The organism is Bacteroides sp. An19, from assembly GCF_002160215.1.
GTDB classification, from domain to species: Bacteria; Bacteroidota; Bacteroidia; order Bacteroidales; family Bacteroidaceae; genus Phocaeicola; species Phocaeicola intestinalis.
In genome coordinates, this window is the sequence record NZ_NFKD01000007.1 from 109,123 (window position 1) to 134,177 (window position 25,055).

General features: G+C 41.6%; 19 protein-coding genes and 5 tRNA genes. 11 read left to right on the top strand and 13 right to left on the bottom strand.

What is annotated here, in order from left to right:
* Positions 1 to 223: 223 nt before the first annotated feature.
* The 8 genes from B5F25_RS05000 to glmM all read left to right on the top strand — a co-directional run bounded on the left by B5F25_RS05000 (position 224) and on the right by glmM (position 10,330).
* Positions 224 to 658, top strand: a complete 435-nt coding sequence (locus B5F25_RS05000; RefSeq protein ID WP_087209902.1) for a hypothetical protein — start codon at positions 224 to 226, stop codon at positions 656 to 658.
* Positions 659 to 735: 77 nt separating this feature from the next.
* Positions 736 to 1,533, top strand: a complete 798-nt coding sequence (locus B5F25_RS05005) for a polysaccharide biosynthesis/export family protein (RefSeq protein WP_022040171.1) — start codon at positions 736 to 738, stop codon at positions 1,531 to 1,533.
* 33 nt (positions 1,534 to 1,566) lie between these two features.
* Positions 1,567 to 4,008: a tyrosine-protein kinase family protein gene (locus B5F25_RS05010; RefSeq protein ID WP_087248019.1), complete on the top strand. Its 2,442-nt coding sequence runs from the start codon at positions 1,567 to 1,569 to the stop codon at positions 4,006 to 4,008.
* A 114-nt stretch (positions 4,009 to 4,122) separates the two neighbouring features.
* Positions 4,123 to 5,370, top strand: coding sequence for a nucleotide sugar dehydrogenase (locus B5F25_RS05015; protein WP_275532081.1), 1,248 nt, complete (start codon positions 4,123 to 4,125; stop codon positions 5,368 to 5,370).
* A 70-nt stretch (positions 5,371 to 5,440) separates the two neighbouring features.
* A complete protein-coding gene (gmd, locus tag B5F25_RS05020) occupies positions 5,441 to 6,529 on the top strand; it encodes a GDP-mannose 4,6-dehydratase (RefSeq protein WP_022040168.1) in 1,089 nt (362 codons plus the stop codon).
* A gap of 107 nt (positions 6,530 to 6,636) precedes the next feature.
* Positions 6,637 to 7,737 (top strand): GDP-L-fucose synthase, encoded by a 1,101-nt coding sequence (locus B5F25_RS05025; protein WP_087248021.1) that lies wholly within the window; start codon positions 6,637 to 6,639, stop codon positions 7,735 to 7,737.
* A 345-nt stretch (positions 7,738 to 8,082) separates the two neighbouring features.
* Positions 8,083 to 8,778 carry a DUF4827 domain-containing protein gene (locus B5F25_RS05030; RefSeq protein WP_022040166.1) on the top strand — a complete coding sequence of 232 codons (696 nt, stop codon included), beginning with the start codon at positions 8,083 to 8,085 and terminating at the stop codon, positions 8,776 to 8,778.
* 166 nt (positions 8,779 to 8,944) lie between these two features.
* The gene (gene glmM / locus B5F25_RS05035; RefSeq protein ID WP_087248023.1) at positions 8,945 to 10,330 is read left to right on the top strand and encodes a phosphoglucosamine mutase; all 1,386 of its coding nucleotides are present in this window, start codon (positions 8,945 to 8,947) and stop codon (positions 10,328 to 10,330) included.
* A gap of 118 nt (positions 10,331 to 10,448) precedes the next feature.
* Here the strand turns inward: glmM and B5F25_RS21545 are convergent, their stop codons facing one another.
* From B5F25_RS21545 to B5F25_RS05065, 7 genes are all read right to left on the bottom strand, one after another.
* Positions 10,449 to 10,802, bottom strand: coding sequence for a hypothetical protein (locus B5F25_RS21545; RefSeq protein ID WP_162614353.1), 354 nt, complete (start codon positions 10,800 to 10,802; stop codon positions 10,449 to 10,451).
* A 25-nt stretch (positions 10,803 to 10,827) separates the two neighbouring features.
* Complete coding sequence (locus B5F25_RS05045; protein ID WP_022040164.1) at positions 10,828 to 11,547, bottom strand: lysophospholipid acyltransferase family protein; 720 nt, start codon at positions 11,545 to 11,547, stop codon at positions 10,828 to 10,830.
* 80 nt (positions 11,548 to 11,627) lie between these two features.
* Positions 11,628 to 12,824, bottom strand: a complete 1,197-nt coding sequence (locus B5F25_RS05050; protein WP_087248027.1) for a metallophosphoesterase — start codon at positions 12,822 to 12,824, stop codon at positions 11,628 to 11,630.
* A gap of 16 nt (positions 12,825 to 12,840) precedes the next feature.
* Positions 12,841 to 13,740: a vitamin B12 dependent-methionine synthase activation domain-containing protein gene (locus tag B5F25_RS05055; RefSeq protein ID WP_087208834.1), complete on the bottom strand. Its 900-nt coding sequence runs from the start codon at positions 13,738 to 13,740 to the stop codon at positions 12,841 to 12,843.
* 9 nt (positions 13,741 to 13,749) lie between these two features.
* A complete protein-coding gene (locus B5F25_RS05060) occupies positions 13,750 to 15,090 on the bottom strand; it encodes a dihydroorotase (RefSeq protein ID WP_087248029.1) in 1,341 nt (446 codons plus the stop codon).
* 2 nt (positions 15,091 to 15,092) lie between these two features.
* Positions 15,093 to 15,359 (bottom strand): hypothetical protein, encoded by a 267-nt coding sequence (locus B5F25_RS21550; protein ID WP_162614354.1) that lies wholly within the window; start codon positions 15,357 to 15,359, stop codon positions 15,093 to 15,095.
* Positions 15,360 to 15,384: 25 nt separating this feature from the next.
* Positions 15,385 to 16,125 carry a polyprenol monophosphomannose synthase gene (locus tag B5F25_RS05065; protein WP_087208842.1) on the bottom strand — a complete coding sequence of 247 codons (741 nt, stop codon included), beginning with the start codon at positions 16,123 to 16,125 and terminating at the stop codon, positions 15,385 to 15,387.
* A 188-nt stretch (positions 16,126 to 16,313) separates the two neighbouring features.
* Between B5F25_RS05065 and B5F25_RS05070 the strand changes: the two genes are divergently transcribed.
* Positions 16,314 to 16,386, top strand: a tRNA-Lys gene (locus tag B5F25_RS05070).
* A 46-nt stretch (positions 16,387 to 16,432) separates the two neighbouring features.
* Positions 16,433 to 16,505, top strand: a tRNA-Lys gene (locus B5F25_RS05075).
* A 308-nt stretch (positions 16,506 to 16,813) separates the two neighbouring features.
* Here B5F25_RS05075 and B5F25_RS05080 read toward each other — a convergent pair.
* From B5F25_RS05080 to B5F25_RS05095, 4 genes are all read right to left on the bottom strand, one after another.
* A tRNA-Arg gene (locus B5F25_RS05080) sits at positions 16,814 to 16,887 on the bottom strand.
* A 30-nt stretch (positions 16,888 to 16,917) separates the two neighbouring features.
* Positions 16,918 to 16,991 (bottom strand) — tRNA-Arg (locus tag B5F25_RS05085).
* A 28-nt stretch (positions 16,992 to 17,019) separates the two neighbouring features.
* Positions 17,020 to 17,093, bottom strand: a tRNA-Arg gene (locus B5F25_RS05090).
* Positions 17,094 to 17,173: 80 nt separating this feature from the next.
* Complete coding sequence (locus B5F25_RS05095) at positions 17,174 to 19,477, bottom strand: patatin-like phospholipase family protein (protein ID WP_204471843.1); 2,304 nt, start codon at positions 19,475 to 19,477, stop codon at positions 17,174 to 17,176.
* 166 nt (positions 19,478 to 19,643) lie between these two features.
* Between B5F25_RS05095 and B5F25_RS05100 the strand changes: the two genes are divergently transcribed.
* A complete protein-coding gene (locus B5F25_RS05100; protein WP_087248031.1) occupies positions 19,644 to 20,156 on the top strand; it encodes a PepSY-like domain-containing protein in 513 nt (170 codons plus the stop codon).
* A gap of 81 nt (positions 20,157 to 20,237) precedes the next feature.
* On the opposite strand, the gene htpG is transcribed toward B5F25_RS05100, so the two are convergent.
* Complete coding sequence (gene htpG / locus B5F25_RS05105) at positions 20,238 to 22,289, bottom strand: molecular chaperone HtpG (RefSeq protein ID WP_087248033.1); 2,052 nt, start codon at positions 22,287 to 22,289, stop codon at positions 20,238 to 20,240.
* A gap of 111 nt (positions 22,290 to 22,400) precedes the next feature.
* Positions 22,401 to 24,947, bottom strand: coding sequence for an ATP-dependent Clp protease ATP-binding subunit (locus tag B5F25_RS05110; RefSeq protein WP_087208845.1), 2,547 nt, complete (start codon positions 24,945 to 24,947; stop codon positions 22,401 to 22,403).
* Positions 24,948 to 25,055 lie beyond the last annotated feature (108 nt).

Genomic DNA, 25,055 nt, shown 5'->3' on the forward strand with positions numbered 1-25,055 from the left:
AGTAACAGGCTCTAAAAGATTGATAGGATATTGGAAGCGAGAGATTTGATTTGATACTTCAATTATTATTGTTTGAAACTTTTGTCAATAATGAAAAAAGTTGTATCTTTGCGCACACGTGTCATATTGGTTGATATGCAGGGACAAATTAGATTAAAAAGTAATGTTTTGAATAGGTAAGGAGTCAGAACTTTTTATACAAATTAAATAATGAGTAATTGATATGCTTATAGCTGTAGATTTTGATGGAACTATTGTAGAGCATAAATATCCCGCCATTGGTGCAGAGATACCTTTTGCTATTGAAACTCTAAAAAAGCTGGCTGCGGAAAAGCATAAGCTGATTCTTTGGAGTGTGCGTGAAGGGAAGCTTTTGGATGAGGCCGTTGAATTTTGCCGCCAGCGGGGATTGGTCTTTTATGCAGTCAACCGTGACTATCCGGAGGAAGAAAAGCAACAGAACAATCATTATTCGCGCAAATTGAAAGTGGATTTGTTCATAGATGACCGTAATTTGGGAGGATTGCCTGATTGGGGCACTATTTATGAAATGGTAACCAAGCGTCTTTCGTATGAAGATTTGTTGGACCGCTACGAAACGGACGAACAGGATGACAAGAAATCACGAAAGGGCTTTTTGAAAAGATTGTTTACTTAAACAATAGTGTCGGGCTGATACAGTGACTAAGTATTATTGGAAAAATAGAGGCAATTAATATTTTTAAAGAACATAAGATGAAACTCAAACAAACACTTTTCGCATTTGCTATTATGGCATTGCTGGCAGGATGTACCTCTTATAAAAGTGTACCTTACTTGCAGAATCCTGAAATTGTAAATGAACTGGGAACGGAAATCCCCCTTTATGATGCGAAAATCATGCCTAAAGATTTGTTAAGTATTACAGTGAATACGACCGATCCTCAGGCGGCTGCTCCATTTAATTTGACTGTGCAGACTCCTTTGAATGCGGCGTTGACTAATATCAACACGACTACCCAGCCAACCTTGCAACAATATCTTGTAAGCAATCAGGGAGAAATTGATTTTCCAGTCCTCGGAAGGTTGAAAGTAGGAGGGTTGACTAAGAATGAAGCGGAGAATATGATTCGCGAACGGTTGAAACCTTATCTGAAAGAAGCTCCGATTGTAACCGTCCGTATGGCAAATTATAAGATATCAGTGTTGGGTGAAGTTGCACGCCCTGGTTCTTTTACGGTTAGTAACGAAAAGGTTAATGTGTTGGAAGCTCTTGCTATGGCAGGGGATATGACGGTTTACGGTGTACGTACGAATGTGAAGCTGATTCGTGAAGAACCCAATGGCAAACGGGAAATCGTAGAGCTTGATTTGACGAAAAGTGACATCGTCCTTTCACCTTATTTCTATCTCCGGCAAAATGATGTCATTTATGTTACTCCCAATAAGACAAAGGCGAAAAACTCAGATATCGGTAATACGACCACTACGGTTATATCGGCAACTTCAATCTTGGTATCTATCGCAAGTTTGCTAGTCAATATTCTCAATTAATTCAACGGATAAAAAAGTTAGAAAAAAACATCTATGGAAGAACAAAACATCAATGAACAAAACAAAGAAGAAAATGCTATCAATCTATATGCTATTTTTTTCAAATACCTTGCTTATTGGCCGTGGTTTGTCATAAGTGTAATTGTCTGTTTGATATTGGCTTTCCTTTATCTGCGCTATCAGGCGCCAGTATACAATGTTACGGCGGCTGTTTTAATTAAAGAAGAAGAACAAAAAGGTAGTACTTCTGCTACATCGCCTTTGGCTGCTATACAAGACCTTGGAATGTTTTCCATGACTAATAATTTTGATAATGAGGTGGAAATTCTGCATTCACGTACTCTTATCAAAAAAGCAGTAAATGAATTACGGTTGTATATCAGTATAGCCGAAGACCGCATGAGCGGTTATAATATTCCTTTGTATAAGACTTCTCCTGTCAATGTTTTCATGACGCCTGAAGAAGCTGATAAATTGGAGGCACCTGTTAAGCTGAAAATGAAATATACGCTTGATGGCAAATTGAATGTGGAGGCCGAATACACTCTTGAAGAAGAAGAGGAAGAAATCAGTAAAACATTTGATAAACTTCCGGCTGTACTTCCAACTCCTGTCGGAGTGGTGAACTTCGTTAAAAACGACTCGCTTCCAGAGCCTATGGAAGAAGATATGAGACTGGTTGCGTATATTAATGCTCCGACGTCTACCGCGAATGGATATATGGAGAACCTGACCGTGGAAGCGACTTCGAAAACCACAACAATAGCTCAAATCGGAATACAGAATACGGATAAACAACGTGCAGTGGATTTTATCAATTGCCTGGTGGCTTTCTATAACCGCGATGCAAATGATGAAAAAAATGAAGTGGCACAGAAAACAGCTGAATTTATTGAAGAACGCATTGGAATTATCAATCGCGAATTGGGTACTGCAGAGACAGAATTGGCTGATTTTAAACAGCGTTCGGGATTGACGGATCTTACCAGTGATGCGCAGTTGGCTTTGGAAGAAAGTTCTAAGTATGGACAGCAGCGTGTAGAAAATGCTACGCAAATCCAGCTGGTAGAATTCTTGAAGAATTACATAAATGATCCTCAAAACAATGGAGAGGTTATCCCCTCAAATGTCGGGTTGCAGGACCAGAACCTTTCATCGGTAATTGACCAGTATAATACGATGATTATCGAACGTAACCGTTTGTTACGTACTTCTTCTGAAAGTAACCCTGCTGTTATTAATATGAATGCGGGGATAGAAGCCATGCGGCATAGTGTTCAGACTACTGTTGAAAGTGTATTGAAAGGTCTGAATATTGCAAAAATAGACATAGACCGTCAGGCACGTAAATTTGAAGGACGCATCAGTAATGCTCCTTTGCAGGAGAAAGAGTTCCTGAGCATTGCCCGTCAGCAGGAAATCAAGGCGGCACTTTATACGATGCTTTTGCAAAAGCGTGAGGAAAATGCTATAACCCTTGCGGCTACAGCCAATAACGGGCGGATTATTGAAGATGCTTTGGCAGATAAGGATCCTGTTTCTCCGAAAAAGAAAATCATCGCACTTGCCGCATTGATTTTGGGATTGGGAATTCCTGTCGGAATTATTTATCTGCGTGACATGTTGAAGTACAAAATTGAAAACCGTGAAGATGTAGAACACTTGACAGATATTCCTATTATTGCAGAACTTCCACGCTGCAAAAAACCGGAAAAAGGAGCGATTGTTGTACGGGAGAATAAAAACGATATTATGGAAGAAACATTTCGTGGCTTGCGTACCAATTTACTCTTCATGTTGCCTAAAGATAAAAAAGTGATTCTCTTTTCTTCTACTCAGCCAGGTGAAGGTAAATCGTTTGTTGCCGGCAATACAGCTGTCAGTCTTGCTTTCTTAGGAAAGAAAACGATTATTGTAGGTATGGATATCCGTAAGCCGGGATTGAATAAGGTATTCAATCTTTCTCGTCGTGCAGAAGGTATTACTAATTATTTGGCGGATCCGGATCATGTGAATATTTTCGATATGATTCAACATTCGGATATTAGCGAGAATTTAGATATCTTGCCAGGTGGTCCTGTTCCACCCAATCCGACAGAACTGGTGGCTCGTGATGTTCTGGACCGGGCTATCGAGCAGTTAAAGCAGCGTTATGATTATATAATTCTGGATACTGCGCCGATTGCCATGGTTACTGATACTGCGATTATCGGACGTGTGGCAGACATGTGTGTGTATGTTTGCCGTGCAGATGTGACCCCGAAGGCTGGGTATCGGTATATTAATGTCTTGCGTGATGAGAAGAAATTCCCTGTACTTGCCACTGTTATTAATGACATAGACATGAGCAAACGGAAAAACAGTTATGGTTATGGATATGGTGCAAAGTACGGATATGGTGGCAAGGCATATGGCTATGGTTATGGATACGGATATGGATATTCCGAAGCCCAAAAGCAAAAAAGCAACAAATAATTAAGAATTATAATCAACACTTATACGCATGTCGCATCAGTTTACACTTTTCTGCATGTATTCTTCGCAGAGTAATGTAAACTGGTGCGATTTTGTCTTTAAATCGTTATTATTATGAAAGATTTGAAAATAGCTGTGGCCGGGACAGGCTATGTAGGCCTTTCTATTGCCACACTGCTGAGTCAGCACCACCAGGTCACGGCGGTTGATATCGTTCCGGAAAAAGTGGAATTGATTAATCAGCGGAAATCACCCATTCAGGATGATTACATAGAAAAATACCTGTTGGAGAAAAAGCTGAACCTTACTGCTACATTGGATGGGGTTAAAGCATATAGTGATGCTGATTTTGTGATTATTGCAGCTCCGACCAATTATGACCCGATAAAGAACTATTTCGATACCAGCCATGTAGAAGAAGTCATTAAGTTGGTTATGCAGGTCAATCCGGATGCGATTATGGTCATTAAGAGTACGATACCAGTAGGATATACCGAAAACATCCGTAAGAAGTTGGGAAATAATAACATCATATTTTCTCCCGAATTTCTGCGGGAAAGCAAAGCGCTTTATGATAATCTTTACCCTAGCCGCATCATTGTGGGACGTCCTGAAGGAGACGCCCGTTTGGACAAAGCTGCACATACTTTTGCCGCTTTACTTCAGGAAGGTGCTCTTAAAGAGAATATTGATACATTGTTCATGGGATTGACAGAGGCGGAAGCCGTGAAACTGTTTGCCAATACTTACCTGGCTTTAAGGGTATCATACTTTAATGAATTGGATACTTATGCTGAAATGAAAGGATTGGATACAAAGGCGATAATCAATGGGGTCTGTCTGGATCCGCGCATTGGAAGTCATTATAATAATCCAAGTTTTGGCTATGGAGGTTATTGCCTGCCTAAAGATACCAAACAGCTTCTTGCCAACTATGCGGATGTGCCTGAAAATTTGATACAGGCAATAGTGGAAAGCAATCGTACACGTAAGGATTTTGTTGCCGATAGAGTCTTGCATAAGGCAGGATATTACGATTATTATAACCGGAGTGATTATAATCCTGATGAAGAACGGCAATGTACAATAGGTGTTTTTCGTCTTACAATGAAAAGCCATAGTGATAATTTTCGGCAAAGCAGTATCCAAGGGGTCATGAAACGTGTGAAGGCTAAAGGTGCAATTGTAATAATTTATGAGCCGACATTGAAAGATGGGAGCACTTTTTTTGGAAGCCGGGTTGTAAATGATTTGGAACTTTTCAAGCGCCAGAGCCAGGCTATTATTGCTAATCGCTATGATGCATGTCTTGACGATGTCCGGTATAAAGTGTATACTCGTGATATTTTTCGGAGAGACTGACTGATAGTAACACATCTGTTTGGCTTTTACAGAAATAAAGATTACCTTTGTCCGAAAAGATTTTGGAATTATGAGAAAAGTAGCATTAATCACCGGTATAACAGGACAAGACGGTTCTTACCTTGCTGAGTTTTTGATAGAGAAAGGCTATGAAGTGCATGGTATTTTACGCCGTTCTTCGTCATTCAATACAGGACGTATCGAGCATTTGTATCTGGACGAATGGGTACGTGATATGAAGAAAAACCGTTTGGTGAATCTTCATTGGGGCGATATGACAGATTCCAGTTCGTTGATTCGTATCATCAGTGACATTCATCCTACGGAAATCTATAATCTGGCAGCACAGAGCCACGTAAAGGTCTCTTTTGATGTACCTGAATACACAGCCGAGGCTGATGCCATCGGCACGCTTCGTTTATTAGAGGCGGTTCGAATCTGCGGACTCGACAAAACTTGCCGTATTTATCAGGCTTCCACATCTGAACTTTTTGGAAAGGTTCAGGAAATTCCCCAAAAAGAAACGACTCCTTTTTATCCGCGTTCACCCTATGGAGTGGCAAAGCAGTATGGTTTTTGGATAACGAAAAACTATCGTGAAAGTTATGGTATGTTTGCTGTAAACGGTATCCTGTTCAATCATGAAAGTGAGCGGCGTGGAGAAAATTTCGTGACACGTAAGATTACGCTTGCGGCTGCACGTATCAAGCAAGGGTTCCAAGATAAACTGTATTTAGGCAATCTTGACGCGAAACGTGATTGGGGATATGCTAAAGATTATGTAGAGTGCATGTGGCTTATCCTCCAGAATGATAAACCAGAAGACTTTGTGATAGCAACCGGCGAGATGCATACGGTACGAGAGTTCTGTACGCTGGCATTCCATTACCTGGGTATTGATTTGGAATGGCAGGGAAGTGGTGTTGACGAAAAAGGTATTGACCGGGAAACAGGACGTGTATTGGTAGAAGTTGATCCGAAGTATTTCCGCCCGTGTGAAGTGGAGCAACTTTTAGGAGATCCGACCAAGGCCAAAGAAACATTAGGCTGGAATCCGACAAAAACATCTTTCCCTGAGTTGGTACGTATAATGGCTGAGCATGACATGAAGTTTGTAAGGAAACTTCATCTGAAAGCAGAAATGGATAAAGAAGAATAATTTTAAGTTGACAAGGTGTCAGATAACGAATTGACAAGGATGTAATGGTATTTGACAGGTAATGCCTCGTTTTCTGATACTTTGTCGGCTTGTCAACAAAAAAGAATATGTTGGACAAATCATCAAAAATATATGTTGCCGGACATCATGGATTAGTTGGATCGGCTATTTGGAATAATCTTCAGCAACGGGGGTATATGAACTTGGTAGGGCGTAGTCATAAGGAACTGGACCTGTTGGATGGAGTGGCTGTAAAACGTTTTTTCGATGAAGAACAGCCTGATGCTGTAGTATTGGCTGCCGCACATGTAGGAGGCATTATGGCGAACTTGCATTACCGTGCAGACTTTATTTACCAGAATCTTCAAATACAGCAGAATGTCATCGGCGAAAGCTTTCGTCATGGTGTCAAGAAGCTTCTGTTTTTGGGTAGTACCTGTATCTATCCGCGTGAAGCTCCCCAACCGATGAAGGAAGAAGTGCTGCTCACTTCTCCTTTGGAATATACGAACGAACCTTATGCCATTGCTAAAATAGCCGGCTTAAAGATGTGTGAAAGTTTCAACTTGCAATATGGTACGAATTACATTGCCGTTATGCCTACAAACCTTTATGGGCCGAATGACAACTTTCACTTGGAAAACAGTCATGTGCTTCCGGCAATGATTCGCAAGGTCTATCTTGCAAAGTGCCTGAATGAAGGCAAGTGGGATGCTGTGCGTAAAGACATAAACTTGCGCCCTGTAGAAGGAGTAAATGGAAATAATACGGACGAAGAAATCTTAGGAAAACTGGCAAAGTTTGGCATTACGCCCGAAGCTGTAACTTTATGGGGTACAGGCAAGCCTTTGCGTGAGTTCCTGTGGAGTGAAGAGATGGCAGATGCCAGTGTACACGTATTATTGAATGTAGATTTTAAAGATACTTACAAGAATGGCGAGACAGAAATCCGTAATTGTCATATCAATGTAGGTACGGGCAAGGAACTGTCCATCCGGGAACTGGCTGAGAAGATTGTAAAAGAAATCGGCTTTAAGGGTGAGTTGCGTTGGGATTCTTCTAAGCCAGACGGAACGATGCGTAAGTTGACGGACGTAACGAAGCTTCATAGCTTGGGGTGGCATCATCAAGTGGAGATAGACGAGGGAATTCATCGTTTGTATGAATGGTATCTGAAGGGGATTTGTATCAACCATCAGACAATTTGATGTAATGGCATAACGATATAACACTTATTGCTGTCTGCTAACGCTTTTATCAGTGTTTGGCAGGCAGCAGTTTTTTTGTAACGCAAAGATTACGGATTTCTGATGCTGACCGTATGTCTTTACCTTCTGCTTTAAAAAGAGAAAAGCTACAGCTTCCCTTTAATGCATTGGAATGCCTCCAAGAAAATGAATGACCCGGTTCGCATGCAACGGTTTCTATGCTGATGTGATATTCATGTTCTGAAATAAGTTTAAATCACTTCATTTAATGATAAAATCTCTTTGAATTTTCGTTTATTACTGCCATTTTATTAAATTTGCCGCCACAAATTTATAGCAAGAAGAATGAAAAGGATAAGATTGTTTGTAACAGTATTGGCTATCGGGACTTTGTTATTCCAAAGTTGTGACGATAGCAAGACGTATGCTGAACTGAGAGATGATGAAATTGATGCAATCAATGCATGGATTAGTACGCACGATTATGAAATAATAAGCGAAAGCGAATTCTATGCCCAAGATACAATGACCAACGAGAATCAGTTTGTGCTTTTTGATGAAAGCGGTGTGTATATGAATATCGTGAAGAAAGGACAGGGTACTTCTGTCTTGGCAGATGGGTCGTATTCCATACTTTCCCGTTATTTTGAGATTGCGATGCAGGATCGTGATGAACTGTTCAGTTTGGGTGATACGCTGACTGGTAATACGAATCTGTACAATTATCCGCTTTATTTTGTAAACTCATCGTGGTCGCTTCCAATGTATATGCTTCATCCCGAAGAATATAAGCTTACCATTGATGGTGATTCTTATTCGGCAGCTTTTACGCAGAGTTATATTATGTATTCCATTTACCAGACAACTTCGGTACCGACGGGCTGGTTATTGCCTTTGCGGTATGTAAAACCTTCGCGTACATCTTCGTCGACTGATGTGGCTCGTGTACGTCTGATAGTTCCTCACGCTGAAGGGACTAGAAATGCGAGCCGTTATGTATACCCGTGTTATTACGAGATTACTTATAATTTAGGTAAATAAGAAGGCTGGTGTGTCAGAATGGAATGGGATTATCAAAATGAACGTTGATTTTTGTTTTGGCACATCCGCCTTATGTTGTAATGTCTGTTCCGTTTGTCAGGGAGGACAACCCAAGACATTGCCTGAATGTTGGTGAGAAATTATAAACCCAAAAACTTAATAAACGATGACTTTGATAAAATCAATCTCCGGTATCAGGGGAACTATCGGGGGAAAAGCAGGAGAAGGGCTGACCCCGTTGGATATCGTAAAATTTACTTCTGCATACGCTACACTGATTCGTCGTATTTCTTCTTTACAAAGCAATCGCATTGTGGTGGGACGTGATGCCCGTGTATCGGGTGAGATGGTGCGGAAAGTGGTGTGTGGCACTTTGATGGGTATGGGTTTTGATGTCGTTGATATAGGATTGGCTTCTACTCCTACTACCGAATTGGCGGTGACGATGGCAAAAGCCTGTGGTGGAATTATTCTGACTGCCAGCCACAATCCGAAACCGTGGAATGCACTTAAATTGTTGAACGAACGTGGTGAGTTCTTGAATGCTGAAGAGGGGAAAGAAGTGCTCCGCATAGCCGAAGCAGAAGACTTTGAATACGCCGATATTGATTCGATAGGGCTCTATACGGAGGATTTGAGTTATGGTGAAAAGCATATCGAGCACGTCTTGTCTTTGCCTTTAGTAGATAGCAAGGCTATCCGTGAAGCAGGTTTTCGTGTCGCAATTGATTGTGTAAATTCGGTAGGTGGTATCATTCTTCCACAATTGCTGGAGCGTTTGGGAGTGGATTATGTAGAGAAATTGTATTGCGAACCTACAGGAATTTTCCAGCATAATCCTGAGCCCTTGGAGAAAAATCTAGGTGATATCATGCAGTTGATGCGGAAAGAAGAATTGGATGTGGCTTTTGTAGTAGACCCGGATGTGGATCGATTGGCTATGATTTGTGAAGATGGAACAATGTATGGCGAGGAGTATACGCTAGTTACAGTTGCCGATTATGTATTGAAGAATACACCGGGCAATACGGTATCCAATTTGAGTTCGACTCGTGCATTGCGGGATGTAACTGATAAATACGGGATGAAATATTATGCTTCGGCAGTAGGCGAAGTGAATGTGGTAGCAAAAATGAAAGAGACACATGCCGTAATCGGCGGTGAAGGTAACGGCGGTGTCATCTATCCGCCTGCCCATTATGGTAGGGATGCATTGGTAGGCATAGCTTTGTTCTTAAGTCATTTGGCTCATGAAGGCAAGAAGGTGAGTGAACTGCGTGCTTCTTATCCTACTTATTATATGGCGAAAAATCGTATAGATTTGACGCCGGATACTGATATTGATGCTATTTTGGAAAAAGTGAAGGAAGTTTACCGTAATGAAGAGGTAAACGATATCGATGGGGTGAAGATTGATTTTGCTGACGGGTGGGTACACTTGCGTAAGAGCAATACCGAACCCATTATCCGTGTATATTCGGAAGCTCGCACTGCAGATGAAGCCGTCCGCTTGGCGAAAACTGTTTGTGCAATCGCCTGTGAGAAAAATTGAAAAATGAATGTCCGTAAACAGTCAATACATACCCTTGAAAAATGAATATATACTTCATCGGCTGATGAATATATACTGCATTCACGGTTGAATATATACTTCATCGGCAGATGCAGTACTACTGCGTTTTCAACTCAGTCGAATTGGTTTTATTACGGACATTCATAACTTGAAGTGCATTCGTTTGCCCTATCGGCAGATATAATCTGATTTGAATACGGTCGTATAGTTTTTGTACGGCCGTATGTTTTTTCATAGACAATAAAAACGCACCTTTACAGGAGATATTTCTTGTCTGCGTCTTAGAAGCTGTTTTGAATTTCTCCAAAAAGTTTTTCTTGGCTTGATGTATCTGTTTTCGTGTGTGCTTTGGGCGATTTTTTGGTCCTTTTCGCTCCTGTTCTTCGTCAGATAGCCCGCTATCTTCCTCATCACAGAAGCGAAAATGCCTCAAAAACTCATCCCAAATCATCGCACGATAAATTCAAAACAGCTTCTTACTTTAAGTCTTTTTCTATTTCTTTATACGATTCTGTCATCAACATTTGCAAGTTTTCTTCTCCTTTTTTGCCGATAGGATAGATTGGTGTGTGTATGGTGAGCTTCATAGGATGCCAGGAGAGCAATTTGCCTGTACGTGGCAGAATCTGGAAAGAACCGTTGATAGTCATCGGCACGACAGGCATTTGTAACTGGTCGGCAATGAAGAAAGCTCCTTTCTTGAAAGCATTCATCTTTCCGGTATAGGTGCGGGCTCCTTCCGGAAAGACCATCAATGACGTTCCTCCCTGTAGCACTTTTTCTGCTTGTTTGATGGTTTCGTATATCTTTCTCGGACTGGATTTGTCGACGAAGATAAAGCCGGCTGATTCACATGCTTTCCCGACAAATGGTATTTTCCGTAAGCTTTTTTTCATCATCCATTTAAAGTTACGTCCCAAGAATCCATAAATCAGGAATATATCGAATGCTCCTTGATGATTGGCTACAAAGACATACGAGGTGTTTTTGTCCAGTACCTCATGTCCTTCTACTTTTACGGGGAGCAAAAACAGAAAACAGGTTAGTTGTGACCAAAGTTTTCCGGGGTAATATCCCCAAAAATGTCCGTTTCCTAACCAGCATCCTAGCATTGTGGTTAGGGCTGTCAGGATAGTGGCTACTACGAAAATCGGTAATCCAATGCAGATTTGGTAGATGATGTAAATGAGTCTCATGTTTATGATTTTTAAGTTTATAAATCTTTTAGGTTGAATGTGTTCCGGTATCGTTTTTTTGTGTCTGTAATCTTTTTATTTTATTGTTTGTTTTTGAGGGTAATGACCGTTATTTCAGGCCATGCACCAAGGCGCATGGGGAACATGACGAAGCCCAGGCCTACATTGACATAAAGGCCGCGTCCGTTTTCCAGATACATGCCACGATGTTCCGGATAGACAAATTTGGAGAAGGAAAATCCGAACAGATTAACCTGCATGTCATGAGTATGACCGGCAAGCATGAGCTGGACATCTGTTTCGGGCAAAACATTGCGTTTCCAGTGTGTGGGATCGTGACTGAGCAAAATTTTGAACATTCCATCGGTATGCTGTAATGCTTTAGGAAGATTCCCCCGATTAGGAAAGGGAGGGTTCCCACTGTTCTCGACACCTGCTATTGCAATGGAGTCATTGCCTCTATACAAGATGCGATGTTCATTCATCAGTACCTCCCATCCCATTTGTTTTTCTCTGCAAATGAGGGTGTCGATATTTGCCAGGCGCTCAGCTTCGCTGTTCCAATGTGTGTATGTGGCATAATCGTGGTTGCCCAGCACGGCATATACTCCGTCTTTGGCATGTAACTGAGATAGAATAGTCATAAAAGGTTTCATCTCGTCAGCACGGCTATTTACCAAATCACCGGTAAAGGCGACCAGGTCTGGATATTGGGCATTGCATAATGTCACGGCACGTTGCAAGGCTTCACCATGGTCGTCCCAACTTCCTGTATGAATATCGGATAATTGTAAGATCCGATAGCCGTTAAAAGCATCGGGGAGGTCGGGAGATATGAAAGTGACTTTGTTGACTTGGAAAAACTCTTTTCCGAAAGCAGCCCCGAATACGATGTAAATGCAGGTAATGAGTGCTGCTGATGACGGGATACAGATTCTTGCAAGTCTGTATAAATGTACGATGGATAATGGCATCGGCTTCTTGATGAAGCATTGAACAGACTTTTTACAAAGATAAATCAGTAAGTCGCACAGCATGAATACCATTTTGGGAACAGCTATGCATAATGCTACAATCAGGTAAATGCCGAAAGCATGCTGAAAAGAGTCGCGGAAAGAAACAAAAACAAGCAGGGCTAGCAGCAAACAGATGCTTGGCATCCACCAGAGTTTTCTTATCCATTGTTTTGCGCAATACTTGATATGGAATCTGTAAATATACCAATCGGGCAATAACAGCAAGATTAAGAAGAATAATGAAATGCGTAATATAATCATATCAGTCGGGATGTTGTTATAAATTGGCGGTTAAAAATTTGCGTAAATAATTGCTGTCCATGCCTCGTCGTGTCGCGTAATCAGCCAATTGGTGTTCGTCGATTTTTCCTATGGAAAAATAGTGTGATTGTGGATGCGCGAACATCAGTCCACATACCGATGCATGTGGTCGCATCATGCCGTTTTCGGTAAGATGGATGCCGATTTTGTTCATGTCAATCAGCGTGTTAAGTAAAAACGTTACCGATAGGTCTGGAAGTGAAGGATAGCCTACTGCCGGGCGGATACCTTGATATTCTCCATTCAGCAGTTGCTTGTGGGTCAAATGTTCGTCTTTGGCATATCCCCAAATTTCTTTCCGAATGGTTTCGTGTAGTTTTTCAGCAGCAGCTTCAGCCAGACGCTCGTTTAAGGTCTGTACAAGCAAGTGCTGATAGGCATCGTTTGCGTAGCTTTTTTCAAAAGTATTATCAACGGTGGTGGCAAATGCCCCCACCGTATCGACAATTCCTTGTGACAATGGACGTACAAAATCGCTTAAACAGAGAAATGGAGCGTTGGGATGTATCCGTGTCTGTTGACGGAGCAGAGGGAACCTGGTTCCGTCTAGTAATAAATCATCACCATCAGCATTGGCATCCATGAGCCTGTATATTGCCTGTATCTTGCACTTTTCATCCATGTGTCTCAGCAGGCGTTGGGCTTCGTTATACAGAAGTATGGCTTCGGTAGCTTTAGCTGTATCTGTTTGTGGAAAATTTGCCGCCCATCTCGTCTGGCAGGTGTCACATCCAGCTATGTCTGCTATTGCAGCAAACCGAGGCTGGAATCCCCACGCATGGAAAAAATAGATCCAGTTGATATAACCGGCTAAATCCTGGATTGTATAGCTGACAGTGGTATTTGCAATTTTCATACGTTTTTTTTATCGGTTAAAACGGAGTGGTTCTCCTCGATATGCTTCATTTACTTGTCCATCGGTATATACTAAATTCCCGTTGACAAATGTCTTTTCCACTTTTGTATGGAAAGTTTGGCCTTCATACGGACTCCACCCGCATTTGCTCAATATGCAGTCTTTGGTAACAGTCCATTCTGCTTCCGGATTCAGGATAACCAAATCGGCTTTATAGCCCGGGCGGATGTAACCTCGTTTGTCTATCTGAAACAAATCAGCAGGTGTATGGCACATTTTATTTACCATTTGTTCTATAGTGAATATACCTTGTCTTACCAATTCCATCATGCAATTCAGTGAAAATTGGATGGATGGCATGCCGGAGGCTGCTTTTAGTGCTCCCCCTTCTTTTTCCGAAAGCAGATGAGGGGCATGGTCTGTCGCTATGACATCAATAAGGTTTGTGCGTAAGGCCCGGTGTAAAGCTTCACGATCCTTGGATGTCTTGACACTCGGATTACATTTGATGCGAGCCCCATAATTGCCGTAATCGTCTTCGCAGAACATCAAATGTGAAACACATGCTTCTGACGTTATTTGTTTCTGCGAAACCGGAAGGTCCGTAAACAAGCTCAACTCGCGGGCAGTGCTGAGATGGAGTACATGTAGCCTTGCTCCTGTTTCTTGTGCCAGAAGTACTGCTTCTTTCGTCGATTCCCAACACGCTGCTTTGCTTCTGATACGGGAATGGTATTTGATGTCGGGATCTTCTCCAAATTTCATTTTGGCAAGTTCCGTGTTCCATTCAATGATTTCAGGATTCTCACAATGTGTGGCGATTAAGATGGGAGCAGCTTGAAATATTCGTTTCAATGACTCTCTTTTTTCTACCAGCATATTGCCTGTGCTGGCTCCCATAAAGAGTTTTATGCCACATACGCGTGTCTTGTCTAATTGGGAAAACAAATCAGTGTTGTCATTGGTTGCCCCAAAGTAGAAAGAATAATTGACAATGCTTTTTTGTGAAGCAAGGTTGAATTTTTCTTCTAACGCTTCGATTGTGACGGTCTGAGGCTTGCAGTTGGGCATATCCATGAAAGAAGTGACACCTCCTGCTGCAGCTGCAGAACTTTCTGTAGCTATATCAGCCTTATGTGTCAGACCGGGTTCGCGAAAATGTACATGGTCGTCAATAACTCCCGGAATCAGGTAATATCCGTTGGCATCGATGACTCTGTCACATTTTGTTTGGGGTTCAGGATTGCCTTTTATTACCGCATAAATCAATTCATCTTCAACAATGACCGTACCAACGTATTTTTCTCCTTCGTTTACGATGGTTGCATTTTTGATACAAATCCGCATAATATTTATATTTTTATTAAAGGTTTCTCAAATGAAGAGCCTGTATCTTTCCAGTAAAAAATCACAGATGAATGTTTCTCTTTACTGGGAATATATGAACGTTTAGAAGCTGTTTTGAATTTCTCCAAAAAGTTTTTCTTGGCTTGATGTATCCGTTTTCGTGTGTGCTTTGGGCGATTTTTTGGTCCTTTCCGCTCCTGTTCTTCGTCAGATAGCCCGCTATCTTCCTCATCACAGAAGCGAAAATGCCTCAAAAACTCATCCCAAATCATCGCACGATAAATTCAAAACAGCTTCTTAAATTTGGGGATAAGACTTAAACAGACTGTCCCATTTTAAACGGATAACTCCGAATACAGCCTCACCAAATATACTGCTGTTCATCTTTGAAGTCCCTAATTCGCGATTGACGAAAATGACAGGCACTTCTTTGATTTTACACCCGCATTTATACGCTGTAAATTTCATTTCAATTTGGAATGCGTATCCTTTAAAACGTATTTTATCGAGTGGAATGGTTTCTAGTGCATGCCGGCGGTAACACTTGAATCCGGCAGTCGTGTCGTGAATCGGAAGTCCGGTTACAATTCTTACGTATTTGGATGCGAAGTATGACATGAGCACTCTTCCCATGGGCCAGTTAACCACATTGACTCCACTGATATACCGCGAACCAATGGCAATGTCGAATCCTTCGGTATGACATGCTTGATATAAGCGTGGCAAATCATTCGGGCTGTGACTGAAGTCTGCATCCATTTCGAATATGTAGTCGTATTGATGTGCTATGGCCCATTTAAATCCAGTTATGTAGGCAGTACCTAAACCTAATTTCCCTTTTCGTTCAATGATGAAAAGACGATCTGGAAATTCTTTTTGGAGTGTGTGTACAATCTTTGCTGTACCATCGGGTGAATTGTCATCGATGATAAGAATATGGAAACATTTTTCTAAAGTAAATACTGCACGAATAATGTTTTCAATGTTTTCTTTTTCGTTGTAAGTTGGTATGATTACAACACTATCACTTGTCTGCATGTACGTTTTTGTTTTTTTATTATGCAAAGATAAATAATGAGTGTGATTATGCATGCATGAAAAGTAAAAAATGGAATGTAAAAACATACTTTTTGATGAAAATATAGTTTTCTTGAAAAAAATGTGTGTGATTGTTTGGCAGATTCAAATAAAGGTCGTACATTTGCACCCGCAAACGAGAAAGAAACGCACTCTTAGCTCAGTTGGTAGAGCAACTGACTCTTAATCAGTGGGTCCAGGGTTCGAATCCCTGAGGGTGTACTTCTGGAAAATTTGCACGGGAGATTTGACATTTATAGTTATGGATGCACTCTTAGCTCAGTTGGTAGAGCAACTGACTCTTAATCAGTGGGTCCAGGGTTCGAATCCCTGAGGGTGTACCTGTAGAAGAGCAATCTTATAAACTGATAACCGACAGGTTATAGTGAAAGATTGCTCTTTTTTGTTATGTGGATATCTGTAGCTTGGTATAAAATGTGAGATCATGAAAAGACAACAATTCAAGTAGGTCTTTTGATGAACATAAGTGAGTCGGCTGTTTCACATAAGTAACCCGGGTGTTTCACATAAGTGAGTCAGTCGTATCACTTATGTTCGTTTGAGTGGCTCGGTGTCAGGTTGGGTTCGAATTGAACAAGGGTGGGGGTGCACAAAAAATCCATCTCCTGAAAGAAGATGGATTTTTGTGTGACCGCGACAGGATTCAAACCTGTAACCGGCTGATCCGTAGTCAGCTACTCTATTCAGTTGAGCTACGCGGCCATCATTGGAAATTCTATTTATCATGAAGTGTGATCGCGACAGGATTCAAACCTGTAACCGGCTGATCCGTAGTCAGCTACTCTATTCAGTTGAGCTACGCGACCATTCTTTCACGTGTCATTCTTGAGAGTGTGACCGCGACAGGATTCAAACCTGTAACCGGCTGATCCGTAGTCAGCTACTCTATTCAGTTGAGCTACGCGGCCATCTCTTTTTGTTTGACGGGTGCAAAGGTATATACTTCTTGGATAATATGCAAATTTTGAAGCGATTTTTTTCTGTTTTTTTATTCTATGAATCGTGTATTGAATATCTGCCAACCCAATGTAAGACCGAAATTCCAATTTTTAGTCGGTGAACTATAATGATTTACGTAAGCACTGATGGAACCGAAGGGTAGTTTCACTACTAAAGAAATTTCCCCCAGATATTCTATTCGGCTGAATAATTTCCCATAATATGCTTGGGACTGGTCGTCACGGAGTATCGGGAAGATTGGCGCAAATCCATACAGTTCTGCCCGTGCATGGAATACTGGCGTAAACTGATAGATGGGCATAATACCCGCTCCGATGAACTGATTGGCGCGAAATGCTTCGTTGTAGGTGATTTTGCTGTGGGCGGTGGGGGAAAATTCTCCTGCTTGCATTAGGGTGGCTGTATAATTATGGCTGAAGTTTCGTGACGAATAATAGGCATGGATGTAGTTGCCTAATATAAATTTAGGCGATAGCGCATAATAACGTTCCATTTCATACGACAATTGTAGCCAGGATTGTTCGTATTTATAGTCTCCATTGTAGGGATCTACACTAGAACCTGCCTCATAGCGTTCGCGGCCAGTATAAATGTTTGCAACAAGACGTTCGCGCCGTCCGGCCGTAGCATACTGGCGGCTATTTAATGTGTTTCCTTCAAGTGCTACCGAGCCGCCAAAAATCATATAATGACTTTTATCATTCAGGTCATTGTTGAAATCAATGACGTTCTTTTGGAAATATTCATCTTGTAAATCACCCAATCCAATGCCGAATTCTACCTTTTGCCGTGTAAGAAAAGGCATTGACACCAATAGTTTCACAAACTTTTCACGTTTCTTGCTGAATACAGGTGAATTGCCTTTTGTAAATAGCTTTTCCTGCTTGAAATAATCGAAAGAAGAAAGCGAACCTATCAGTCTGACAGATGTCGGCAGGTGAGAAGGCAAGTCAATCCGTCCCGAGACTTGCAGGTTGTTGTATATCTGTCCCAACTGTGCATCCAGAGATACTTCTTTCGAATAGTTGTTCAAATTTTGATAAGTAGCACCTACATAAATCTGGTTAGAACCGTTTGAGCCTACGTTGCCCCCTGCACGAAGGGTAAGGTCGTCTTCTATTTTCACTTTCAGGTGCAGGTCGAATGTGTGATCAGAGGCATTATATATGGCATGGGGGATAATTTCGGAAATCATGTTATCGGTCATCAGCCGGAAATATCCCTTTCGCAAATCTTCCAGTGTAAACACCTCCTTGTCTGAAGAATGAAACTCTTTGCGGATATAACGTTTTTGCTGTTCATTGGCACCGTCGATTTCTATCCGGCGGAAGCGAAATTCAGGCATCCGGTTTTTATAGGCAATGCGCTCCCGTTCCAACTGGCGATAGTTGACGCGGCGTGATATACGCATTTTTATCGAATCCATCAGTTGGATAGTCCGGTTATAACCAATATCATGCAACTCATCAAAACGGTCAAAATCCATCAAGTTGACATCGGTATATTTAAATGTCATTAAAATGCCCAGCGAATCGGGGATGGAATAATCTGTTTTTTGCATAATCATGTTTTCCAATTGTCCCATCAAGTCTCCTTCTTTCGGTTTTCCCGGATTAGAGCTAACCACACTGCCTATCATAATGTCAGGATGGAAGTCATCCATCATGACATTGGTTGGGAAATTGTTATAAATACCTCCATCGTATGCCAATACAGAATCGATTTCGATGGGTTTGAACATGGCGGGGAAACTCATTGAGGCACGCACGGCATCGCCCAAATCTCCTTTGCTGAAAATAATGGGACGTTTGTTATACACATCCGAAGCCACACAACGAAAGGGAATAAATAATTGATTGAAATCTCCGTGACACGATGCTGTGGCCTGACCGAAGAGTTGAAGGAAGGCTAAATTCATTTGCAGCGGATCAACCACACTGGAAGGCAAAAACTGGGCTTTTACTTTGTGAAGGGGATTTTTGAGTGAAACCCGTACATTAATAAATTCAGGGGTTGGAGGATTTTTCTTGAAATAATATATGTATTTTTCTTCCATTCCTCCCGTATACCAACGTTTGAAATCATCCGATTTCAATAATTTTTCCATGTCATCGGGCGAGTAACCCATGGCATAAAGTGCCCCTATAATAGCTCCCATCGAAGTTCCCGTCACATAATCTATCGGAATATTGTTTTCCTCTAAAGCACGGATGACACCTATATGGGTCAATCCTTTTGCTCCTCCGCCGCTTAAAACTAACCCGATTTTCTGTGACTTCATCGGTAAGATGCATAGAAAAAGGTATATCAGGATTAAATGTATTTTATTCATCGTATAATCTATAGTTGTTTTAGGTTAGCCAAAGATAGATAAAAAAAACTTTAAGCCGAAATAAATCGTCTATTTTTGCAAAATGAAAAAGAATTCAGAATCTTTTCAGAATTCTTCGGTAATTTTGTCGTATCAAAACAAATTCAGTTTATAAAAGCGCAAGAATATGAAAAATAAGTGGAAATTTTATGTGTTGCCTGCTTTAGCTGTTGCAGGTGCATTCGTGTTTCAGAGTTGTGATGATGACGATGATTTGAAAATGTCGGATATTCCTCAAACCGTACAGCAAAACTTCCAAAGCCAATATCCCAATGTACAGTGGGTAGAATGGGAGGCTGAATGGGGAAATTACAAGGCAGATTTCTTTTTCAATGGGACAGTGGCAGAATGGGAACTTGACTTGAATACGCAGGCGGAAGCCTGGTATTCGCAGGAAGGAGAATGGCTTCGTACAGAATTTAATGTGGAAAATTATTACTTCAATCCATCGTCTACTGATGTCATTCCGCAAGCTGTACGTGAAACCATTAGTAATATTGCAGGAGGAAGACAGGTAGAAGATGTTGACCGCGTAGATATGCCAGGCGGTATTAACGGTGACTATTTTGATGTGGAAATTGAAAATGAACCGAATGATATTTACGTGAAAATCGGATTCGATGGCACGCAATTGCAATAAAAAATGCGCCCTACACATATAAAGATGTATGTGTAGGGCGATTTTTCTTAAAAGAAGAATATCAATTTGATGGAAACATCTTTAAATCAATTCAACGCTACGTTTCACGAAGTTCGTTAACGCTTCGCCTTTCAGCATTCCGTTTTGCAACAAAGCCAAGTCGATAAGTTGGTGAACAATCTTGTTATCTGTTGCATACCGGTTGATAATGCTGTCTTTTTCTTGTTTCTTTTCGTCCAGTTTCTTGTCGATATCTTTCAATTCATCTTTTTCTGCTGTCGGGATTTCCTCGTCTTTCTTGCCTTCGTGAGCCTTACGGAGTTCTCCTTCACGCAATTTCAATGTGGCGATTTCACCTTCTACAGGAACCAGTTGTTCGGCACAAGCCGATTCTGTGTCATTCAAAACTTGTTTGATGAGTTTATGGTCGCTATTCAGAACCAGATTGAACATATCCGGCATTTCACCGTAAAAGCTCATGCCCGGCTGGATGTTTGCCATTTCTTTCATACGGCGCATGTATTCTGATTGTGTGATGACAATCGGAGCGGCAGTTTCGCCCATGGGTTGAGTCTCTACATGGAACTCGGTTTTTTGCAGTTTGGGCAGTTGTCCGTTGAATACTGTGGCCAATATCTGCCGTTTGTCTTCTGCTAATGCTTCTCCTTTTTGGTCTTCTTTTACAATCAGACGGTCAATCACGTCACTATCTACACGTGTGAAACGACTTTTTTCAAGTTTCTGTTCCAACATGTTGACCATCGGGACATCCAGTTGTCCGTCAAGTAACAATACGCTGTAGCCCTTGTTCTTAGCTGTATCGACATACGTATATTGTTCGTCGATATTGTTAGCATATAAGTATATCAGGTTGCCTTCTTTGTCGGTCTGGTTGTCTTTTATCAATGTCTGGTATTCGTCGAATGTGTAGTACTTGCCTTCCGTATCTTTGAAGAGGGCAAACTTGTTTGCCTTTTCATAGAAATCTTCTTGCGTCAGCATACCATAATTGATGAAGATTTTCAAATCGTCCCATTTTTCTTCAAATTCTTTGCGGTCGTTTTTGAAGATAGACTGTAGACGGTCGGCTACTTTCTTTGTGATATACGTAGAAATCTTTTTCACGTTCGAATCGCTTTGCAAGTACGAGCGTGATACGTTTAACGGGATGTCCGGTGAATCGATTACGCCATGCAGTAAGGTCAGGAAGTCAGGAACGATTCCTTCTACAGAGTCGGTTACGTATACTTGGTTGCAATAGAGTTGGATTTTGTTTCGTTGCAACTCGATGTTGCTTTTAATTTTCGGGAAATACAGCACACCGGTCAGGTTAAACGGATAGTCTACGTTCAGATGAATCCAGAATAGTGGCTCGTCTGACATTGGATACAAGTCGCGGTAGAATTTCTTATAATCTTCGTCTTTCAATTCGCTTGGCTTCTTGGTCCAAATAGGACAAGTGTCATTGATGACATTGTCTTCTTCTGTATCTACCTGTTTGCCGTCTTTCCACTCTTTTTTCTTTCCGAAAGCTACCGGAACAGGCAAGAAACGACAGTACTTGGTCAGCAGGCTTTGAATGCGTGATTCCTCGATAAACTCCTTGCAGTCATCATCAATGTATAAAATAATGTCGGTACCCCGGTCATTCCGTTCGGCATCTTCCAGTGTGAACTCTGGACTTCCATCGCATGTCCATTTTACAGACTGGGCATTTTCTTTATAAGAACGGGTAATGAGTTCAACTTTTTTGGCAACCATAAAGGCTGAATAGAAACCTAACCCGAAATGTCCGATGATGGCATTCGCGTCGTTTTTGTATTTTTCAAGAAAATCGTTGGCTCCCGAAAAAGCAATCTGGTTGATGTATTTGTCGATTTCTTCGGCAGTCAGTCCCAATCCACGGTCGGAAATGGTGATGGTACCTTGCTCCTTATTCACACTGACATGAATGGTCAAGTCACCCAATTCTCCTTTGAAATCGCCTGTAGCAGCTAACGTCTTCAGCTTTTGAGTAGCATCAACAGCATTCGACACCAGTTCACGCAGGAAAATTTCGTGATCGCTGTACAGGAACTTTTTGATGATGGGGAATATGTTCTCTGTTGTAACCCCAATATTACCTTTTTGCATATAATTATAGTTTTAATGATAATCAAAAATCCATTTCAGTACTGACAAAAAAAATGCCAGACGGCATCCGTCTGACATTTTGTCTGTATTCTTGTTTTCTTGCTCTGATGCTTATGGCCGGACAAGCTCGATTTTCAGTGCTTTATTATCAGCTTCTGTGCTTACCCGAATGGTATCCCCCGTCTGCGTTTCTTGGTTTAGCAGTAATTCGGCTATTCCATCTTCCAGGTTGTTTTGTATAGAACGCTTCAGCGGACGTGCTCCGAATTGAACGTCATATCCCTTTGATGCTACAAACCGTTTGGCATCGTCGGTGATTTCCAGCTTATATCCAAGATTTTCCATTCGGCTATACAAACCTTTCAATTCGATGTCGATAATCTTCTGCAAAGCATTCAGGTCTAATTGGTCGAACATAATAATTTCATCTAACCTGTTAATGAATTCGGGGGCGAATGATTTGTTTAAGGCTTTGGTGATAACGCTGCGCGAATATTCTTTGTCATCCTGGTCATTGCGGGTCTGGGCTGCAAAACCAATGCCTTTGCCAAATTCCTTTAACTGCCGTGTGCCGATATTTGAGGTCATGATAAGGACCGTGTTTTTGAAATCAACAGTCCGGCCGTAGCTATCTGTCAGTCTTCCCTCATCCATTACTTGTAGCAGTAAATTGTATACATCAGGATGTGCCTTTTCTATCTCATCAAGCAAAACGATGGAATAGGGTTTACGGCGTACCTTTTCTGTCAGCTGTCCTCCTTCTTCATAACCGACATAGCCCGGAGGGGCTCCAACCAAACGTGATACTGTAAATTTCTCCATATATTCGCTCATGTCAATCCGGATGAGCGCATCAGCCGATCCGAACATTTCTTTTGCCAATTCTTTTGCCAGATGAGTCTTGCCCACGCCGGTCGGTCCTAAGAATAAGAAAGTACCGATTGGCTTGTTGGGGTCTTTCAGTCCCATGCGGCTACGTTGGATGGCTTTCACCAATGTTTCTACAGCTTTGTCTTGCGCAATGACCTTTGAAAGCAATTCATCTTTCATGCCTCTCAGCTTATTGCCTTCGGCATGTGCCATGCGTTGCACGGGGACACCCGACATCATAGAAACGACGTCTGCGATTTGTTTATCATCGACTTTCTCCCGGTTTTCACGTAAACTTTCTTCCCACCGCGCTTTCATTGTTTCCAGTTCTTCGGACAATGATTTTTCACGGTCACGAAAACTTGCAGCCAATTCAAAATCTTGCATTCGCACTGCTTCGGTTTTGTGCATCCGTGCTTCATCTATCATCTTCTCCTGATTCTCGATTTCTTTTGGTACCGTAATGTTGGTCAGATGTACACGCGATCCTGCTTCATCCAAGGCATCGATAGCCTTGTCCGGGAAGTTTCGGTCGGTAATGTAACGCTCTGTCAGTTTGACGCAGGCTTCCAATGCGGCTTCTGTATATGTTACGTTGTGATGTTCTTCGTATTTATCCTTAATATTACGCAGAATTTGAAGCGTCTCTTCAGGAGTGGTAGGCTCTACCAGCACTTTTTGGAAACGACGTTCTAAAGCACCGTCTTTTTCAATATTCTGCCGGTATTCATCCAGTGTCGTAGCTCCAATGCATTGAATCTCACCACGTGCCAACGCGGGTTTTAGCATATTGGCTGCATCCATTGATCCGGCTGCCGAACCGGCTCCCACGATGTTGTGTATTTCGTCTATAAACAAAATTACATTTGTGTTTTTTTTCAGTTCATTCAAAATAGCACGGATGCGTTCCTCGAATTGTCCGCGGTATTTGGTGCCTGCCACAATGGCAGTCATGTCAAGAGCCACGACCCGTTTCCCAAACAAGATGCGCGACACTTTTTTTTCTATGATGCGCAGGGCAAGCCCTTCTACAATGGCTGATTTGCCTACACCTGGTTCGCCTATTAAAATCGGATTGTTTTTCTTGCGTCTGCTCAGAATCTGTGCCAGCCGTTCGATTTCTTTTTCACGTCCAACGACGGGGTCCAGCTTTCCTTCTGCGGCCAGTTGAGTCATATCTGTGCCAAAAGAGTCCAGAACCGGTGTGTTATTGTCCGGTTTTTGCTGTCTGGTTTGTGTTGTCTTTTGAGAATCAGAAGGGTAAGATGCGCGTCCGCTATTAGAACTTTGGTGTCGGATGTTTTCATCTTCTTCGTCTTCTTCTTCTCCGAAGTCCAATCCGCTTTGCGGTTCAGTCTTTGGTACTAGTTTGTCTAGTATTTTCTGGTAAGTTACTTCGTTTTCTTCCAATGTCTGAGATGCTTTATTGTGGTCTTCTTTCATAATTGCCAGCAACATGTGTTCGGTATCGGCAATTTGGGATTTTAAAAAACGGGCTTCCAGTATGCTCATCTTTAATATCTTAGATGCCTGATTGTTGAACGTGATATTATCAGAGTAAGTATCTGACATATCCGAGTACATGCGCAATTCTTCTTCCAGTGTTTCTTTTACTTTCTGAAGGTTGACATATAAGCTTTCCAAGATGTGTACAGCTTTCCCTTCCCCTTCCCTTATCAGTCCTAGAAGCAGATGCTCGGGGGCGATGCAGGTATTTCTCAGTCTGTTGGCCTCTTCTTTGCTGTATTGGATAACGTCAGAAACCCGTTGTGTAAATTGGTTATTCATAAAGTCTCTTTTCCTCCCTTTCGGAATAGTTGTTAGTATATCATGTCTTTGCAAAGATAACATTATATTTATATATAATCTTGCTTTTCCTTGTTTATTTTACAAAAT

Coding starts and splice junctions, on each gene's coding strand:
- B5F25_RS05000 (WP_087209902.1), top strand. CDS start 224: ATGCTTATAGCTGTAGATTTTGATGGAACTATTGTAGAGCATAAATAT.
- B5F25_RS05005 (WP_022040171.1), top strand. CDS start 736: ATGAAACTCAAACAAACACTTTTCGCATTTGCTATTATGGCATTGCTG.
- B5F25_RS05010 (WP_087248019.1), top strand. CDS start 1,567: ATGGAAGAACAAAACATCAATGAACAAAACAAAGAAGAAAATGCTATC.
- B5F25_RS05015 (WP_275532081.1), top strand. CDS start 4,123: ATGAAAGATTTGAAAATAGCTGTGGCCGGGACAGGCTATGTAGGCCTT.
- gmd (WP_022040168.1), top strand. CDS start 5,441: ATGAGAAAAGTAGCATTAATCACCGGTATAACAGGACAAGACGGTTCT.
- B5F25_RS05025 (WP_087248021.1), top strand. CDS start 6,637: ATGTTGGACAAATCATCAAAAATATATGTTGCCGGACATCATGGATTA.
- B5F25_RS05030 (WP_022040166.1), top strand. CDS start 8,083: ATGAAAAGGATAAGATTGTTTGTAACAGTATTGGCTATCGGGACTTTG.
- glmM (WP_087248023.1), top strand. CDS start 8,945: ATGACTTTGATAAAATCAATCTCCGGTATCAGGGGAACTATCGGGGGA.
- B5F25_RS21545 (WP_162614353.1), bottom strand. CDS start 10,802: ATGATTTGGGATGAGTTTTTGAGGCATTTTCGCTTCTGTGATGAGGAA.
- B5F25_RS05045 (WP_022040164.1), bottom strand. CDS start 11,547: ATGAGACTCATTTACATCATCTACCAAATCTGCATTGGATTACCGATT.
- B5F25_RS05050 (WP_087248027.1), bottom strand. CDS start 12,824: ATGATTATATTACGCATTTCATTATTCTTCTTAATCTTGCTGTTATTG.
- B5F25_RS05055 (WP_087208834.1), bottom strand. CDS start 13,740: ATGAAAATTGCAAATACCACTGTCAGCTATACAATCCAGGATTTAGCC.
- B5F25_RS21550 (WP_162614354.1), bottom strand. CDS start 15,359: ATGATTTGGGATGAGTTTTTGAGGCATTTTCGCTTCTGTGATGAGGAA.
- B5F25_RS05065 (WP_087208842.1), bottom strand. CDS start 16,125: ATGCAGACAAGTGATAGTGTTGTAATCATACCAACTTACAACGAAAAA.
- B5F25_RS05095 (WP_204471843.1), bottom strand. CDS start 19,477: ATGAATAAAATACATTTAATCCTGATATACCTTTTTCTATGCATCTTA.
- B5F25_RS05100 (WP_087248031.1), top strand. CDS start 19,644: ATGAAAAATAAGTGGAAATTTTATGTGTTGCCTGCTTTAGCTGTTGCA.
- htpG (WP_087248033.1), bottom strand. CDS start 22,289: ATGCAAAAAGGTAATATTGGGGTTACAACAGAGAACATATTCCCCATC.
- B5F25_RS05110 (WP_087208845.1), bottom strand. CDS start 24,947: ATGAATAACCAATTTACACAACGGGTTTCTGACGTTATCCAATACAGC.